The 14,672-nt window shown below is 74.6% G+C and carries 12 protein-coding genes; 4 read left to right on the top strand and 8 right to left on the bottom strand.

Annotated features, from left to right (window positions below; genetic code table 11):
• Positions 1–59: 59 nt before the first annotated feature.
• Entirely contained in the window at positions 60–2,666 is a 2,607-nt protein-coding gene (gene clpB / locus ACQP6G_RS16260; protein ID WP_429765776.1) for an ATP-dependent chaperone ClpB, read from the bottom strand.
• A 146-nt stretch (positions 2,667–2,812) separates the two neighbouring features.
• Between clpB and ACQP6G_RS16255 the strand changes: the two genes are divergently transcribed.
• The 4 genes from ACQP6G_RS16255 (at position 2,813) to ACQP6G_RS16240 (ending at position 7,119) form a co-directional block, all read left to right on the top strand.
• On the top strand, positions 2,813–3,883 hold the full coding sequence (locus ACQP6G_RS16255; RefSeq protein ID WP_429765774.1) for an LppM family (lipo)protein: 1,071 nt from the start codon (positions 2,813–2,815) through the stop codon (positions 3,881–3,883).
• Entirely contained in the window at positions 3,876–4,880 is a 1,005-nt protein-coding gene (locus ACQP6G_RS16250) for an alpha/beta hydrolase (RefSeq protein ID WP_429765772.1), read from the top strand. The genes ACQP6G_RS16255 and ACQP6G_RS16250 overlap by 8 nt, the downstream gene beginning before the upstream one ends.
• 62 nt (positions 4,881–4,942) lie before the next feature.
• Complete coding sequence (locus ACQP6G_RS16245; protein ID WP_429765770.1) at positions 4,943–6,535, top strand: AlkA N-terminal domain-containing protein; 1,593 nt, start codon at positions 4,943–4,945, stop codon at positions 6,533–6,535.
• Between the two features lie 65 nt (positions 6,536–6,600).
• Positions 6,601–7,119 (top strand): methylated-DNA--[protein]-cysteine S-methyltransferase, encoded by a 519-nt coding sequence (locus ACQP6G_RS16240; protein WP_429765768.1) that lies wholly within the window; start codon positions 6,601–6,603, stop codon positions 7,117–7,119.
• A 27-nt stretch (positions 7,120–7,146) separates the two neighbouring features.
• Here the strand turns inward: ACQP6G_RS16240 and ACQP6G_RS16235 are convergent, their stop codons facing one another.
• The 7 genes from ACQP6G_RS16235 to ACQP6G_RS16205 are packed head-to-tail and all read right to left on the bottom strand — an operon-like array spanning position 7,147 to position 14,634.
• A complete protein-coding gene (locus ACQP6G_RS16235; RefSeq protein WP_429765767.1) occupies positions 7,147–8,199 on the bottom strand; it encodes a cation diffusion facilitator family transporter in 1,053 nt (350 codons plus the stop codon).
• Between the two features lie 23 nt (positions 8,200–8,222).
• Positions 8,223–8,579: a monovalent cation/H(+) antiporter subunit G gene (gene mnhG, locus ACQP6G_RS16230; protein ID WP_429765766.1), complete on the bottom strand. Its 357-nt coding sequence runs from the start codon at positions 8,577–8,579 to the stop codon at positions 8,223–8,225.
• Entirely contained in the window at positions 8,576–8,986 is a 411-nt protein-coding gene (locus ACQP6G_RS16225; protein ID WP_429765765.1) for an MrpF/PhaF family protein, read from the bottom strand. Before ACQP6G_RS16225 ends, mnhG begins: the two co-directional genes overlap by 4 nt.
• On the bottom strand, positions 8,983–9,561 hold the full coding sequence (locus ACQP6G_RS16220; protein ID WP_429765762.1) for a Na+/H+ antiporter subunit E: 579 nt from the start codon (positions 9,559–9,561) through the stop codon (positions 8,983–8,985). Before ACQP6G_RS16220 ends, ACQP6G_RS16225 begins: the two co-directional genes overlap by 4 nt.
• Positions 9,558–11,174: a Na+/H+ antiporter subunit D gene (locus ACQP6G_RS16215; protein WP_429765761.1), complete on the bottom strand. Its 1,617-nt coding sequence runs from the start codon at positions 11,172–11,174 to the stop codon at positions 9,558–9,560. Before ACQP6G_RS16215 ends, ACQP6G_RS16220 begins: the two co-directional genes overlap by 4 nt.
• On the bottom strand, positions 11,174–11,719 hold the full coding sequence (locus ACQP6G_RS16210; protein WP_429765760.1) for a Na(+)/H(+) antiporter subunit C: 546 nt from the start codon (positions 11,717–11,719) through the stop codon (positions 11,174–11,176). The genes ACQP6G_RS16215 and ACQP6G_RS16210 overlap by 1 nt, the downstream gene beginning before the upstream one ends.
• Positions 11,716–14,634: a Na+/H+ antiporter subunit A gene (locus ACQP6G_RS16205; RefSeq protein ID WP_429765758.1), complete on the bottom strand. Its 2,919-nt coding sequence runs from the start codon at positions 14,632–14,634 to the stop codon at positions 11,716–11,718. The genes ACQP6G_RS16210 and ACQP6G_RS16205 overlap by 4 nt, the downstream gene beginning before the upstream one ends.
• Positions 14,635–14,672: the final 38 nt, after the last annotated feature.

The following is a 14,672-nucleotide window of genomic DNA, read 5'->3' as shown; positions in this document are numbered from 1 at the left end:
AGGGCACGGACCGTAGCCGGCTACGGTCCGTGCCCTCTCTATCTCGGCGGGTCGCCTCTCTATCTCGGCGTGACGACGAGCCCCGCAGAGTCGGGGGCCCGGTCGACGACGACGGTGCCGCCGTCGGACACGGCGCCGGACAGCAGCTCCTTGGCCAGCCGGTCGCCGATCTCGCGCTGCACCAGGCGACGCAGCGGGCGGGCGCCGTACGCGGGGTCGAAGCCCTCCAGCGCCAGCCACTCGCGCGCGGCGGGCGTGACGTCCACCGTGATGCGCCGGTCGGCCAGCCGCTTCGCGAACGCCGCGACCTGGAGGTCGACGATCTCCCCCAGCTCCTCGACGTTGAGCGCGTCGAAGATGACCACGTCGTCGAGCCGGTTGAGGAACTCCGGCTTGAACGACGCGCGCACGGCCGCCATGACCGCCTCGCGACGGGCGGCGTCGTCGAGCGCCGGGTCCACGAGGAACTGCGAGCCCAGGTTCGACGTCAGCACGAGGATGACGTTGCGGAAGTCGACCGTGCGGCCCTGGCCGTCGGTGAGTCGGCCGTCGTCGAGCACCTGAAGCAGGATGTCGAAGACCTCGGGGTGCGCCTTCTCCACCTCGTCCAGCAGGACGACGGAGTACGGGCGCCGCCGCACGGCCTCGGTGAGCTGCCCGCCCTCCTCGTAGCCGACGTACCCGGGGGGCGCGCCGACCAGCCGCGACACGGAGTGCTTCTCCGAGTACTCGGACATGTCGATGCGCACCATGGCGCGCTCGTCGTCGAACAGGAAGTCCGCGAGCGACTTGGCCAGCTCGGTCTTGCCGACGCCGGTCGGGCCGAGGAACAGGAACGACCCGGTCGGCCGGTCGGGGTCGGCCACGCCGGCCCGCGAGCGCCGCACGGCGTCGGACACCGCGCGCACCGCGGCCGTCTGGCCGATGAGCCGCTCGCCGATGACGTCCTCCATGTGCAGGAGCTTCTCCGACTCGCCCTGCAGCAGGCGCCCGGCGGGGATGCCGGTCCAGGCGGAGACCACCTCGGCGATCTCGTCGGAGCCCACCTTGTCGGCGATCATCGGCGCCTCGTGCGCGGCTGCCTCGTCGGCCCCCTGCGACGCCTCGGCCTGCTCGGCGTCGGCGAGCTCGCGCTCGACCTGCGGGATCTCCCCGTACAGCAGGCGCGCGGCGGACTCGAGGTCGCCCTCGCGCTGCAGCCGGTCGGACTCGGTGCGCAGCTCGTCGATGCGGGCGCGCAGGTCGCCGACGCGGTTGTGGCCGGCCTTCTCCGACTCCCACCGCGCGGTGAGCGCGGCCAGCCTCTCGCGCGTGTCGGCGAGGTCGGCCCGCAGCCGCTCGAGGCGCTCGGTGGAGGCGGCGTCGTCGGACTCCTTGAGCACGACCTCCTCCATCTCGAGGCGCGTGACGACGCGCTGCAGCTCGTCGATCTCGACCGGCGAGGAGTCCATCTCCATGCGCAGGCGCGACGCCGCCTCGTCGACGAGGTCGATCGCCTTGTCGGGCAGCTGGCGGCCGGTGATGTACCGGTCGGACAGCGCGGCGGCGGCCACGAGCGCGGAGTCGGCGATCGTCACCTTGTGGTGCGCCTCGTACCGCTCCTTGAGCCCGCGCAGGATCGCGACCGTGTCCTCCACGGACGGCTCGCCGACGAACACCTGCTGGAACCGGCGCTCGAGGGCCGGGTCCTTCTCGATGTGCTCGCGGTACTCGTCGAGGGTCGTGGCGCCGACCAGGCGCAGCTCGCCGCGGGCGAGCATCGGCTTGAGCATGTTGCCCGCGTCCATGGCGCCCTCGCCGCCGGCGCCCGCGCCGACGACGGTGTGCAGCTCGTCGATGAAGGTGACGACCTCGCCGTCGGACGCGGTGATCTCCTCGAGCACGGCCTTGAGCCGCTCCTCGAACTCGCCGCGGTACTTGGCGCCCGCGACCATGCCCGCCAGGTCGAGCGCGACGAGGCGCTTGCCCTGCAGGGACGTCGGGACGTCGCCCGCGACGATGCGCTGGGCCAGGCCCTCGACGACGGCGGTCTTGCCGACGCCGGGCTCGCCGATGAGCACGGGGTTGTTCTTGGTACGGCGGCTGAGCACCTGCACGACGCGGCGGATCTCGGAGTCGCGGCCGATGACCGGGTCGAGCTGGCCGTCGCGGGCGCGCTGCGTGAGGTCGCTGCCGTACTGCTCCAGCGCCTTGTACGTGCCCTCGGGGTTGGGGCTGGTGACGCGGGACGAGCCGCGGACGGCGGGCAGCGCGGCGCGCAGGGCGTCGGCGGTCGCGCCCGCCTCGGTCAGCGCCTGGGCGGCGGCGGACTGCCCGGCGGCGAGCGCGACGAGCAGGTGCTCCGTCGAGACGTACTCGTCGCCGAGCGCCTCGGCCTCCTTGGCTGCGTTCTCCAGCACGGCGCTCGTCGCGCGCGACGGCGCGGGCTGCGCGACGGCGGACCCGCTCGCCTGCGGCAGGGCGACGAGGGCCGCGCGGGCGCGCTGGCCGATCTGCTGGGTGTTCGCGCCGACGGCGTCGAGCAGGCCGACGGCGACGCCGCCCGACTGCTGGAGCAGCGCCTGCAGCAGGTGCACGGGCTCGAGCTGGGGGTTGCCCGCGGCCGACGCCGACTGGACGGCGTCGCCGAGCGCCTGCTGCGACATGGTCGTGAGCTTGATGTCCATGGGACCTCCGGGATGACGTGCGATGACACGGGAGAACGTCTGTCGGGGGAACGCCGCCAAAGTTGAGTGTATTCCGCTCAACTTTGATCGCAAGCCGCCCGGGGCGCCGGGTGGCTCGCGGACGGCCGCTGCGGGATGCTGGGCCGGTGACCACTCCAGCCCGCGGCCCCGTGCGCCGCCTCCGCACCGCGATCGCGGCGGTCCTGGCCGCCGTCGGCCTCCTCGCCCTCGCCGGGTGCATGAAGGTCGACATGGACATGACGCTGTCGGAGGACGACACCGTCTCCGGCTCGATCGTCATGGCCGTCTCCAACAGCCTCGCCGAGACCATGGGGATGGAGCCGGGCGAGCTGTGGAAGCAGGCGGGCGGGGAGCTGTCCCAGAACCTGCCCGAGGGCACGTCCCAGGAGCCGTACTCCGACGACGAGTACACCGGCACCCGGTACACCTTCACCGACGCCCCGATCAGCCAGATCTCGGGCGAGGGCGGCGAGGACCTCACCATCACCCGCGACGGCGACAACTACGTCGTCGACGGCACCATGAACCTCTCCGAGGGTGCCGACCAGCTGAAGTCTCTGCCGCAGAACGTCCAGGACGCCTTCGACGTCAGCCTCGCCATCACCTTCCCCGGCCCGGTCAGCGACGCCACCGGCGCCATCGACGGCAACACCGTCACCTGGACGCCGAAGGTCGGCGAGAACGCCGAGATCCACGCCGTCGGCGTAGCCACCGCGGGCAGCAGCTTCCCGTGGTGGATCGTCGGGCTCGTCGTCGGGCTGGTCGTCATCGGCCTCGTCGTGTGGTTCGTCGTGCGGAACAACCGCCGCCCCGCCCCGGTCACGGGCACCGCGGCGGGCGACACCGCCCTCGCCGCGCAGGCCGCCCCCGGGGCCGTCCCCGCCGCCGGTCCGACGCCGGAGGAGCAGGTCTTCGGCGCGCCCGCGGCTCCGCCCGCCGCACCGTACACCGGCCCGGTCGCCGAACCGCTCGAGCCGGAGGCCGCGCCCGAGGCCGCCACGCCCGCCGGCCCCACGACCGGACCCGTCGCGGAGCCGCTGGAGCCCGGCCGCCCGGGCGAGGAGGACACCGTCCGGCAGGAGCCCGTCGGCGACGCCACCGCGCCCGAGCCCGACGTCGAGCCCGACGTCACGGGCACGACCGGCGACCGCCCCGGCGACGAGGACCGCCCGTCCGGTCCCGCGCAGGGTGCCTGACGCGCCGACCGCGCCACGCCCCGAGCCCGGGGCGTGGCGCGAGGACGTCCTCGGCCCGGAGTTCCGGGCGCGCACGCTGCCGCTGCCCGGCGGCGCGGAGGCCGTGCTGGTGCGGCACGTGCCGTCCACGCCGGACGACGACGGCGCGCCGGGCCCTCAGGGCGTCGCGCGCACGGCGGTGCTGTCCGTGCACGGGTTCGTCGACTACTTCTTCCACCCGCACGTCGCGCGCGCTGTCGCCGCCCGCGGGCACGCGTTCTACGCCGTCGACCTGCGCGGCCACGGGCGGGCGCTGGCCGCGCACGTCGCCGCCGGGCGCGACCCCAACCTCGTGGACGACCTGGCGCTGTACGCCCAGGACCTCGACGCCGCGGCCGCCGTCGTGCGCGCTGCGGGACACGAGCGGCTGGTGGTGCTCGGGCACTCCACGGGCGGCCTGGTCGCGCCCCTGTGGGCGAACGCCCGCCCCTGCCGCGCGGACGCGCTCGTGCTCAACAGCCCGTGGCTGGAGCTCAACGAGAGCTGGCTGATGCGCGGCCCGGCGACCTGGGCGATCGACGTCGTCGGGCGCGTCGCGCCACGGCTGGCCGTGGGCTCCGTCGGCGAGCACTACGGCGCCGCGCTGCACCACGAGACCGGCGGGGAGTGGGACTACGACCTGGCCTGGAAGCCGCACGCCGGCTTCCCCGCCCGCGCCGGGTGGCTGCGCTCCGTGCGCCGCGCGCAGCACCGGGTGGCCCGCGGGCTGGGCCTCACGATCCCGGTCCTCGTGCTCGCGTCCGACCGGTCCGGTCCGGCCCGGTCGTGGCACGACGAGCTGGTCACCACGGACTCCGTGCTGGACGTCGCGCACATCCGCGACCGGGCGCCCCGCCTGGGCAGCGACGTCACCGTGCGGACGGTCGCCGGCGGCGCGCACGATCTCGCCCTCTCGCCGCAGCCCGCCCGCGACACGTACCTCACCACCGTGCTGGACTGGATCGAGGCGCTCCCCTAGCGCCCACGGTCGTGTCCGATTCCCGCTAGCCCGCCGTCGGTGGACCGCGTGAGGATGGGGGCATGACGACGACGGCCCACCCCGACGCGCGGGAGTTCGAGGAGCGGTACCGCGCCATCGCCGCGCGGGACACCCGGTTCGACGGGCAGTTCTTCACGGCGGTCAGCTCCACGGGCATCTACTGCCGCCCGTCCTGCCCGGCGCGCACGCCGAAGCCGGAGAACGTCACCTTCTACCTCACCTCGGCGGCCGCGCACGAGGCTGGCTACCGCGCCTGCAAGCGGTGCCTGCCCGAGGCCGCGCCCGGCACCCCGGCCTGGGACCTGCGGCGCGACCTCGCCGGACGGGCGATGCGCCTCATCGCCGACGGCGTCGTGGACCGCGAGGGCACGGACGGGCTCGCGGCCCACCTCGGGTACAGCGCCCGGCAGGTGCACCGCCTGCTCACCGCCGAGCTCGGCGCCGGCCCGCTCGCCCTGGCCCGCGCGCAGCGGGCCCAGACCGCGAGGAGTCTCGTCGTCGGCACCGACCTGCCGCTCGCGGACGTCGCCTTCGCGGCCGGGTTCGGCTCCATCCGGCAGTTCAACGACACGATGACCGAGGTCTTCGCCGTCGCGCCGAGCGAGCTGCGCGCCCGCGCGCGCCGCCGCCCCCCGGCCTTCCGGCACGGGATCTCCCTCGCCGGGGGACCCGGTCCCGCGGCGGATCGGGGCGACGTCGCGCGCGTCCGCCTCGACCTGGAGCTGCCGGTGCGCGAGCCGTTCGACGCCCGCGGCGTCGTCGCGTTCCTCGCGGCGCGCGCCGTCGACGGCGTGGAGGTCGCGGACCTCGACGGCGACGACGTGCGCTACGCCCGTACGCTGCTGCTCCCCCACGGACCCGGCGCGGCGGAGGTCCTGGCCGGGCCGGGCGTGGGGCCCGGCCGGGTCGCCGTGTGCCTGGAGCTCGCGTCAGCCGCCGACGTCTCGGTGGCGGTGGCCCGCCTGCGCCGGCTGCTCGACCTGGACGCCGACCCGGCCGCCGTCGACACGGCCCTCGCCGACGACCCGGCCCTGGCGCCGCTCGTCGCCCGCAGGCCCGGCCTGCGCCTGCCCGGCACGGTGGACCCGCACGAGATCGTGGTGCGCGCCATCGTCGGGCAGCAGATCAGCGTGGCCGCCGCGCGGACGCACCTCGGCCGGCTCGCCGCCGGCGCGGGCACCCCGTACGCCTCCGCGGTCCCCGGGCTCACGCGCCTGTTCCCGACGGCGGCCCAGGTCGCGACCGCGGCGGCGGAGCACCTGCGCCTGCCCGCGCGGTCCGTCGCGACGGTCGTCGACACCGCCGGCGCCCTCGACGACGGCACCCTCGCCGTCGGGGTGGGCGACGACGGCGACGCGCTGCGCACCGCGCTCGTCGCGCGCCGCGGGATCGGACCGTGGACGGCCGCCTACGTGGCGATGCGCGTGCTGCGCGACCCGGACTCCTGGCTCGACGGCGACGTCGCGCTCCTTGCGGGCGCGGCCGCGGCCGGCGTCGACCTGGGCCTGCCCGACGACGCCCCGCGCGCGGCCCGGTCGCGCGCGCTCGCCGCCCGCGCCGGGCGTTGGGCGCCGTGGCGCTCGTACGCCGCCCTGCACCTGTGGCGCGCCGCCCTCCCGCCGACCAGGCAGTGACGCACGTTCTCAGCCCGCACCCCGAGCTCGAGCGCAGGCTCGGCACCCGACCTCCCGGAGGAACCATGTCCGCCCGCACCACCACCCTCAGCACCCCCGACGGTCCGTTCACCGTCGTCGTCGACCCGGACGGCACGGTCCTCGCGTCCGGCTGGACGACGGACGCCGACGCCCTGGTCGGTCTCGTCCACCCCGACGTCCGGCCCACGGCCACGACGCCCGTGCCCGACGACGACCCCGCGGTCGCCTCTGCCGTCGCCGCGGTCCGCGCCTACTACGCGGGGGACGTGCGCGCGATCGACGCCGTCCCCGTCCGCCAGGTCTCCGGCCCGTACCGCGCGCACGCGTGGGACGTGCTGCGCACCGTCGACGCCGGGGACCCCGTGACGTACACCCGCTACGCGGAGCTGTCCGGCCGCCCTGCGGCCGTCCGCGCGGCGGCCGGCGCGTGCGCGATGAACGCCGCCGCCCTGTTCGTCCCGTGCCACCGGGTGCTGCGGACCGACGGCAGCCTCGGCGGCTTCCGCTACGGCCTCGACGTCAAGCGCAGCCTGCTCGCCCACGAGGCCCGCCACGCCGGCTGAGCCCGCGACCCGCGACCCGCGACGACGTCAGAGCGACGGCTCCTCCGGCGTGGACACGGTGAACACCGCGCCGGCGATGACCGGCACCCGCGTCGCCGCCCGCTCGAGGTCGTCCAGGCGCCGCGCGACGGTCTCCTCCGGCTCGTTGCCGCTGAGGTCGACGCTCGCCACCAGGTACAGCGATCGCGGCCCCACGTACTCGAGCCGCAGGTAGGTGACCCGCTCCACCTGCGGCATCGTGACGAGGTGCGCGAGCACGGCGGACCGGGTCTCGGGCCGGGCCGCCTCGCCGACGAGGAAGCGGCGGTTGCGGTCCACGAGCACCAGGGAGACGACGGCCAGCACGACGCCGACGACGATCGAGCCGACGGCGTCGGGCACGGGCGACCCGGTGAGCTGGTGCGCGAGCACGCCCCCGAACGCGACGACGAGGCCGACGAGCGCGGCGGCGTCCTCCGCATAGACGGCGCGCAGCGTGGGGTCGGAGGTGACGAGCACGTGGTGCAGGACGTCGTGCTCGGCCTTCTTCGCCTCGGCCCGCGCCTGCCGGCTGGCCTGCAGGAACGAGATCCCCTCGAGCACGAACGCGATGCCGAGCACGGCGTACGCGACGCCGAAGTCGCTCGCGGGCTCGGGGTGCACCAGCTCCTGGATGCCGTGCGTGATGGACACGCCGGCGCCGACGGCGAACAGCCCGATGGCGGCGAACATCGACCACACGTAGGCCTCGCGGCCGAAGCCGAGCGGGTGCTCGCGGTCGGCGGGGCGGCGCGAGCGGCGGTCGGCGACGAAGAGGAACACCTCGTTCCCGGTGTCCGCCCAGGAGTGCACGGCCTCCGCCAGCATCGACGCCGACCCGGTGACGACCGCCGCCACCGACTTCGCGACGGCCACGAACGCGTTCGCGGCGAACGCCACGACGACCGTGAGGGTGCTCTCGCCGCCGGAGTGCGCGTCCTGCACGACGCGCGGGCTGGCGAGGGGCTCCGGCGGCGCGGCGGCGGGATCGGTCTCCGCGGGGTGCGCGAGAGCGGCGAACGGGTCGGGCGCGGCGGCGGGGTCGGGCTCGGCTGGTGCCATGCGCCCGGTCTATCAGCCGCGGGTCAGTCGGGCTCGCCGAACTCGTTGGGGCGCAGGTCGTCGGGGTCGACCTTGCCCGTGCGGAACCCCGCGCGGCCCACCATGTGCGCGGCGACGGGCGACGTGACGAGCTGGAACGCGACGACCAGCACGAGCATCGCGACGGCCGACCAGCTGCGCACCCGGAGCGCGAGCGCCGTGAGCAGGAGGATGAGGCCCAGCACCTGCGGCTTCGTGACGGTGTGCATGCGGGCCAGCAGGGACGGGAAGCGCACGAGGCCCAGCCCGGCGCCGAGCGTCAGGAACGCGCCGGCGAGCAGGCAGACCGCGGCGACGGTGTCGGCGACCGTCGTCCACACCCCCGGGTCGACGTGGGTCATCGCTGGCCACCCTCCGCGCTCTCGGCGTCGTCCTCGGCATCGACGCGCGCCCCGTCGCGCTGCTCGTGCCGTTGTTCCCCGCGCGGCACGTCGGCGGCGCGCGCCTGGGCGGCGACCTCCTCGCGCGTGCGCACGCGGCCCTCGCCCTCCGGCTCCTTCGCGGCGAACCGGGCCATCGTCACCGAGCCCACGAAGCCCACCATCGACAGCGCGACGAGGATCGGGATGGTCTCCGTGCGCCGCGACCAGATGGCCTCGATCGCGATGGCGCACACCAGGGTGACGGTGAGCGTGTCCAGCGCGACCGCCCGGTCGAGCATCGACGGGCCCCGCTCCACACGCACGAGCGCGAGCAGCGCGGCGACGGCCACGAGCACGGCGGCCGCGATCACGGCGGCGAGCATCATGCGTCCTCCCCTCGCCCGGGCGCCAGGCCGCACCGGGACAGCACGGCGTCGCTGGCGAAGGCCCGCAGCACCCGCTCCTCGAGCGCCAGCGTGTCGCGGCGCACGGCCTCCGCGCCGCCGGACGCGTCGATGTCGAGCACGTGCAGGTAGACGACGCCGGTGCTGCGGCGCGCCTCGACGACCAGCGACCCCGGCACCAGCGACGACATCACGGCCGTGATGGTGAGGTACGCGTCCTCGGGGTTGCGCAGGCGGACGGCGACGATGGCGCCGTGCGGCGTCGGGCCCGGCCGGACCGCCTTCCACGCCACCTCGAACGACGCGACGAACAGGTCGGAGACGAACCTCGCCGCGAGGACCACGGTCCGCCACGGCCGCACCGTGCCGCGCATGTCGATGGCCGGCAGCGGGAACATCGTGACCACCGCTCCGGCGATGACGGCGCCGGCGATGACGTTGGCCCATGACAGGTCGCCCCACAGCAGCACCCACACGACGGTGAGCAGCAGGAGCGCGTGCCACTGCGAGCCCAGCCGCCGCAGCAGATAGGCGGGTCGGCGCGACTGCGGGCTCATCCGTGCCCACCCCCCTGTGCCGATCCCTGCGCCTCGTCGCCGTCGTCGCCCACGACGACGGACTCGCCCCGGCCGCGGTCCGCCCCGTCGGGGAAGACGGCGTCCACGTAGGTGTGGCCGTCCATCGACGCGGTGGCGGCGCGCTCGGCGTACCCGTAGAGCGGGCCGGCGACGACCGTGAGCAGCAGGCCGAACGCGACGAGCGCGCCGGTGGGCAGCACCATGCCGCGCGGCAGCGGGACGTCGGACTCGATCTCCTCCGACGGCGCCTGCCAGAACGCCTTGTTCCACGCCTTGACCACCGCGTAGAGGGTGAGCAGCGACGTCACGACCGACCCGACGACGAGCACCCACGCCAGCCCGGTCCCCACGGTCGCGCCCTCCGTGAGCAGCCCGACCTTGCCGAGGAACCCGGACAGCGGCGGGATGCCCGCCAGGTTGAGCGCGGGCACGAAGAACAGCACCGCGAGCCCCGGGGCGAGCTTGGCGAGGCCGCCGAGCCGGTCGAGCGACGTCGACCCGCCCCGCCACTCCACGAGGCCCACCACGAGGAACAGGGCCGTCTGGACGGAGATGTGGTGCACCACGTAGTAGATGGCCGCGGCCGTGCCCGCCTCGGTGGCGAGCGCGATGCCGAAGATCATGTAGCCGATGTGGCTGACCAGCGTGAACGACAGCAGACGTTTCACGTCGTTCTGCGCCACGGCACCCAGGATCCCGATGACCATGGTGAGCAGCGCCAGGACCATGAGCACCTGGTCCACGGTGGGGTTGTCCGGGAACAGCAGCGTCTGCGTGCGCAGGATGGAGTACACGCCCACCTTGGTGAGCAGGCCCGCGAACACGGCGGTGACCGGCGCGGGCGCCGTCGGGTACGAGTCCGGCAGCCAGGCGGACAGCGGGAAGATGGCGGCCTTGATGCCGAACGCGAGCAGCAGCAGGAGCTGCAGCGCCGTGCGCACGGTCGGGTCGATCTCCGGCAGCCGCTCCGCGAGCTGCGCCATGTTCACGGTGCCCGTGGCGCCGTAGATGAGCGCGATGGCGCTGAGGAACAGCGTCGACGAGACCAGCGTGACGATGATGTACACCGACCCGGCGCGGATGCGCTCGGCCGTGCCACCCAGGGTGAGCAGCACCGCGGACGACGCGAGCAGGATCTCGAACCCGACGTAGAGGTTGAACAGGTCGCCGGTGAGGAACGCGTTCGCGACGCCGGCGGCCAGGATGAGGAACGTCGGGTGGAAGATCGCGACGGGGATCATGTCGCCGCGCGTCGTGCCCGGGTCGTCCTCCCCCTCGGGCACGCCCTGGCCCAGGGAGTACAGGAGCACGCAGAGCAGCATCACGAACGAGACGGTGAGCATCACCGCGGAGATGCGGTCGGCCACGAGGTCGATGCCGACGGGGACGGCCCAGCTGCCGACCTCGACGACGATCGGCCCGCCGTCCGCGGCGACCAGCAGGCCGACGGACGCCGCAAGGGCGGCGGCGAGCGCGGTGACGCTGATGATGCGCTGCACGCGGGCGTACCGGTGCAGGGCGAGCGTCAGTCCGGCCGCGAAGAGCGGCACCATGACGGGCAGCGGCACCAGCGTGGCGGAGTCCCAGGGCATCACGGGCGCTCCTTGTGACGGTCGGCGTGACGGTCGGCGTGACGGTCGGCGTGACCGTCGTCGGGCCCGTCGTCGCTGTCGTCGACGTCGTCGTACACGTCGGCGGCCTCCTCGTCGAGCGTCCGGTCCGGCTCGGTGTCGTCCGCGTCCTCGAACGCGGGGGCGTTGAGCGCCGCGTGCCGGGCGACGCGCCGGTCCTCGACGTCGTCCGCGACCTCGTCGTGGCCGTGCAGCTGCCACGACCGGTAGGCCATGGCCAGCACGAACGCGGTGAGCGCGAGCGTGATGACGATCGAGGTGAGCACCATCGCCTGCGCGAGCGGGTCGCTCATGCGCACGCCGTCCGGCGCGTTGCCGATGATCGGCGACGCGCCGGAGCGCCCGCCCATGACCAGCAGCATGAGGTTGACGCCGTTGCCGATGAGGACGAAGCCGAGCAGCACCCGGGTGAGCGGGCGCTCCAGCAGCAGGTAGACGCCGGTGGCGAACAGGACGCCGATGGCCAGCACGAGGATCGCCGGCGGCGTGTTCTCGAGGACGATCACGCGGACACCTCCTCGCGGGCGGGCCGCGGGTCCTGGCGGTCGATCTCGGCGCCGAGCGTGCGCAGCAGGTCGAGCACCAGGCCGACGACGACGAGCATCACGCCGATGTCGAAGAACAGCGAGGTCACGAGGTGCACCTCGCCGAGCACCGGGAAGTGCAGGTCGACGATCGTGCTCTGCAGCACCTCCTGCCCGGCGACGAGCGTCGCGAGGCCCACGCCGGCGGAGAGGAACAGGCCGGTGCCGAGCAGCACGCCGGGGTTGACCGGCGCGGCCTCGCCCAGCTCGTACCGCCCGCCCGCGAGGTACCGCACGGCGAACGCGATGCCCACCACGAGCCCCGCCGCGAAGCCGCCGCCGGGCGCGTTGTGCCCGCTGAACAGCAGGAACAGCGCGAAGACGATCATGGCGTGGAAGATCACGCGGGTGACGACCTCGAACAGCACGGACCGGCGCTCGGGCTCCAGCGTGCTGCCCGCGGCGAGCCACACGCGGCGCGTGTGCGGGTCGGACCGGCTGACCTCGTCCACGCGGGACAGCCGCAGCACCTCGCCGCTGCGCTGCCGCAGGAAGATGAGCGACGCGACTCCGGTCGCCGCGACGAGCAGCACGGAGATCTCGCCGACGGTGTCCCAGGCGCGGATGTCGACCAGGGTCACGTTGACGATGTTCTTGCCGCCGCCCCACGTGTAGGCCTCGTCGGGGAAGTGCGTGCTGATCGGCTCGGCGACGCGCACCAGCGGCGCGGCGACGGTGAACGCCATCATGACGGCGCCGGTCACGACGGCCAGCGCGAGCCGCAGCCAGCGGCTGGCGGCGAGCGGCCGGTCGGTGAAGTACGGGGGCATGCGGCGCAGCACCAGCACCATGACGACCAGCGTGATCGTCTCGCACAGCACCTGGGTGAGGGCGAGGTCGGGGGCGCCGTGCAGCATGAACAGGGTCGCGTTGGCGTACCCGGCGACGCCCACCAGGAGGACGGCCTTGAGACGTCGGCGGGCGCGGGCGGCGAGCACGCAGGAGACGACGACGACGGCGACGACCGCGGCGTCGGCGGGGCGGTCCCACAGCACGAGCTCCACCTGCGGGTGGCCGCCGACCATCCCCGACGCGAGGACCATGCCGGGCGCGACGGCGAGGACCACGAGGATCACGCCGAGGTAGACGGGCAGCGAACCGCGCTGGGTGGCGGCGGTGACGTCGGCCGCCAGGTCGTCCAGGCGGCGCATCGTGCGCCGGTAGGTGACCTCGGCGGAGCGCGGGGACCACAGGAAGTCCTGGGCCTTCTCCACGCGGGCGCGCTGCCAGAAGAGGACGAAGCCGGCGAGCAGCACCAGCACGGTGATGGCGAGGACCGGGGTGAAGCCGCCCCACAGCACGAGGTGGCCCGGCTCGCCGCCCGGGTAGCGGTCCGCGTACGGGGCCAGCAGCCGCTCCCCCGTCGCGGGGGCGAGCGCGACCGCCAGGCCGAGGACCGCGAGCACGAGCGGCGGCGTGACGAGCAGCCACGGCTGGCGGCGCACCGGCGTCGCGGGCGCGGGCTCCGCCGCGGCGTCGCGCGTCGTCGGGGTGTCGCCCACGGCGGCGGCCGCGGCGGCGCCCGGGCGCCGCTTGGTCCCGAACGCGCCCCACGCGAACCGCAGGCCGTACGCCACGGTCAGCGCCGAGCCGACGGCCACCGCGAGGAGCGCGATCCACTCGACCGCCCCGGCGCCGTGGGTGACGTCGTGCCAGAGCCCCTCGAGCGCGGCCTCCTTGGCGACGTACCCGGCGAACGGCGGGAAGCCGATCATGGAGGCGGTCGCGAGCACGCCCGCGACGGTGGTGAACGGCATCGTGCGCCACAGCCCGGACAGCTTGCGCAGGTCGCGGGTGCCGGTGGCGACGTCGACCGCGCCGACGACGAGGAACAACGCCGCCTTGAACATGGCGTGCGCCCCGAGCATCGCGAGGCCGGCGAGCGCCAGCGCCTTGCTCCCGAGCCCCAGGAGCAGCACGATCAGGCCGAGCTGGGAGACCGTGCCGAACGCGAGCACGAGCTTGAGGTCGTGCTGCCGCAGCGCCTGGTAGCCGCCCAGCAGCAGGGTGCCGCCGCCCAGGACCAGCACCAGCCAGCGCCAGACGGGCAGGTCGGCGAACGCCGGGGCGAAGCGCGCCACGAGGTAGACACCCGCCTTGACCATGGCCGCCGCGTGCAGGTACGCGGACACCGGCGTCGGGGCTGCCATCGCCGCGGGGAGCCAGAAATGGAACGGGATGAGGGCGGACTTCGTCGCGGCGCCCGCGAGCAGACAGACCGCCGCCCACGTGACCGCGGTGCCCGACGGCGGGTCCGCGACCAGCTCCGAGACGCGCCAGGTGTCGCCCACGACGCCGAGGATGATGAGCCCCACCAGCATGGCCAGACCGCCCGCCGTCGTCACCACGATCGCCTGCATGGCCGCGCGGCGGGACGCCTTGCGGTCGGCGTAGTGGCCGATCAGCAGGTAGGAGAAGACGGTGGTGAGCTCCCAGAACACGAACAGGAGCAGCAGGTCGTCGGCGACGACGAGGCCGACCATGGCGGCGGCGAAGGCCGTGAGCACGGCGGCGAACCGGCCGAGGCCGAGGGCGTCGCGGGCGAAGTAGGCGGAGCAGTAGAGCAGCACCAGGGCACCCACGCCGCCCACCACGAGCAGCATGAACCACGCGAGCGTGTCGAGCTGCAGCGTGATCGACAGGTGCAGGCCGGGCACCCAGGGCACCTCGGTGGTCGGGAAGTCTCCCGCCGTCACCCGGGGGGTCATCGCCAGCGCGTACGCGGCGGCCGACGCAGGCCCGAGGGCCAGCACCCAGAAGGCTCTCCTGCCCACCCACGCCACCAGAGCCGGCGCCGCGAGGGCCAGCAGGAAGGTGAAGAGCAGCACTGAGAGCACAGCACTCCGTCCGGTCGAGGGGCGGGGCGTCGGCTTTA

The organism is Isoptericola nanjingensis (assembly GCF_050311635.1).
Classification (GTDB): Bacteria; Actinomycetota; Actinomycetes; order Actinomycetales; family Cellulomonadaceae; genus Isoptericola; species Isoptericola nanjingensis.
The sequence above is the reverse complement of the archived record's forward strand: the minus strand, read 5'-3'. Positions and strand labels throughout refer to the sequence as shown.

Bases quoted from the DNA above. Each gene is read 5' to 3' on its own strand.
- ACQP6G_RS16220 (WP_429765762.1), bottom strand. From the start codon at position 9,561: ATGAGCCCGCAGTCGCGCCGACCCGCCTATCTGCTGCGGCGGCTGGGC.
- ACQP6G_RS16240 (WP_429765768.1), top strand. From the start codon at position 6,601: ATGTCCGCCCGCACCACCACCCTCAGCACCCCCGACGGTCCGTTCACC.
- ACQP6G_RS16235 (WP_429765767.1), bottom strand. From the start codon at position 8,199: ATGGCACCAGCCGAGCCCGACCCCGCCGCCGCGCCCGACCCGTTCGCC.
- mnhG (WP_429765766.1), bottom strand. From the start codon at position 8,579: ATGACCCACGTCGACCCGGGGGTGTGGACGACGGTCGCCGACACCGTC.
- clpB (WP_429765776.1), bottom strand. From the start codon at position 2,666: ATGGACATCAAGCTCACGACCATGTCGCAGCAGGCGCTCGGCGACGCC.
- ACQP6G_RS16215 (WP_429765761.1), bottom strand. From the start codon at position 11,174: ATGCCCTGGGACTCCGCCACGCTGGTGCCGCTGCCCGTCATGGTGCCG.
- ACQP6G_RS16245 (WP_429765770.1), top strand. From the start codon at position 4,943: ATGACGACGACGGCCCACCCCGACGCGCGGGAGTTCGAGGAGCGGTAC.
- ACQP6G_RS16225 (WP_429765765.1), bottom strand. From the start codon at position 8,986: ATGATGCTCGCCGCCGTGATCGCGGCCGCCGTGCTCGTGGCCGTCGCC.